Annotated in this window: 2 protein-coding genes; both read right to left on the bottom strand. The window is 43.4% G+C overall.

Annotation, left to right across the window (positions count from 1 at the left end; genetic code table 11):
* Nucleotides 1–20: 20 nt before the first annotated feature.
* Nucleotides 21–1,274 (bottom strand): methionine adenosyltransferase, encoded by a 1,254-nt coding sequence (gene metK, locus AC37HE_RS03300; protein WP_500781358.1) that lies wholly within the window; start codon nucleotides 1,272–1,274, stop codon nucleotides 21–23.
* A gap of 104 nt (nucleotides 1,275–1,378) precedes the next feature.
* Nucleotides 1,379–1,595 (bottom strand): hypothetical protein (locus AC37HE_RS03305; RefSeq protein WP_500781359.1); only part of this gene is annotated, 217 nt, incomplete at its 5' end.

The following is a 1,595-nucleotide window of genomic DNA, read 5'->3' on the forward strand; positions in this document are numbered from 1 at the left end:
ATTAATACTTACCCTCGGAACTATAGTCCGAAAGTTTCTTTAATCTGGTCGACAAAATTAAGTTTTTCCCACGTAAATAACTCAACTTCGGTCTCAACTTTTCCCCAATATTGCGATTCAAAAGTTTTCACAACTGTTCTTGGTGTTCTGCCCATGTGACCATAAGCAGCCGACTCAAGATAAATCGGATTACGAAGCGACAGGCGTTTTTCAATGGCAGATGGACGCAGGTCGAAAATGCTTTTTACTTTTTCGGCAATTTCAGCATCCGACAAAGCTACATTCGAGCGGCCATAGGTATTTACAAAAACACCAACAGGCTGGGCAACACCGATGGCATACGCCAATTGAACAAGCGCTTCGTCAGCAACACCTGCTGCAACCAGGTTTTTGGCAATATGACGTGAAGCATAAGCTGCCGAGCGGTCTACCTTCGATGGATCTTTTCCGGAGAAAGCACCACCACCATGAGCACCACGACCACCGTAGGTATCAACAATGATTTTTCTTCCGGTCAGTCCGGTATCGCCGTGAGGACCACCAATAACAAATTTACCCGTTGGATTAACATGGTAAATAATGTCGTCGCCAAACAGCACCTGAACACGTTTCGGTAATTTTGCCTTAACGCGAGGAATTAAGATGTTGATGACATCTTCCTTAATTTTCGCAAGCATTGGCTCGTCGGCATCAAACTCATCGTGTTGGGTTGAAACTACGATGGTATGAACTTTAACGGGCTCATTTTCCTCGTTGTATTCGATGGTAACCTGCGATTTTGAGTCCGGGCGCAGGTAAGTCATCACTTCCTGTTCACGACGGATAACTGCCAGTTCCTGTAAAATAACATGCGACAATTCCAGTGACAACGGCATATAATTGTCGGTGTCTTTACAGGCGTATCCAAACATCATTCCCTGGTCGCCGGCACCCTGGTCGTCTTTGTCTTCCTTGTCAACACCACGATTGATGTCATCACTTTGTTCGTGAATGGCAGTCAGCACCCCACACGAGTCACCGTCGAAACGGTAAGCCGCTTTGGTGTAGCCAATGTCGTTGATCACTTTACGGGCTACTTCCTGCACATCAACATAAGTTTGCGATTTAACCTCGCCTGCAACAATTACCTGTCCGGTAGTTACCAGTGTTTCAATGGCCACTTTCGAATTGGCGTCAAAAGCCAGAAACTGATCCAGCAGGGCATCTGAAATCTGATCGGCAACCTTGTCAGGATGGCCTTCAGAAACCGATTCACTTGTAAATAAATAGTTCATTTCCCTCAAATTTTGTAGAGCTTTTTCTGGTTATAACGTCATTCTGAACTTGTTTCAGAATCTGAGAACCTGAAACAAGTTCAGGTTGACGAGCCGTAAAAACTCTAATTCAACATTAAATTTAACTGCGGGAATAAAAGGATTGCAAAATGATAATAAAGCACGATTGCTTTAGCATTTTTTTCTGTGGTTGCAATCAATCTCAAATCCTTCCACGTAGCGGGGGCAAATGTAGTAGCTTTATTTTGAATAAAAAAGAGCTTATCTGAAATTATTCTGAATAGTGATATGTTTATAGTATTACCCGGAGAATCAGCAACC

The sequence above is a fragment of the Mangrovibacterium sp. genome (assembly GCF_059905295.1).

Bases quoted from the DNA above. Each gene is read 5' to 3' on its own strand.
- metK (WP_500781358.1), bottom strand. From the start codon at position 1,274: ATGAACTATTTATTTACAAGTGAATCGGTTTCTGAAGGCCATCCTGAC.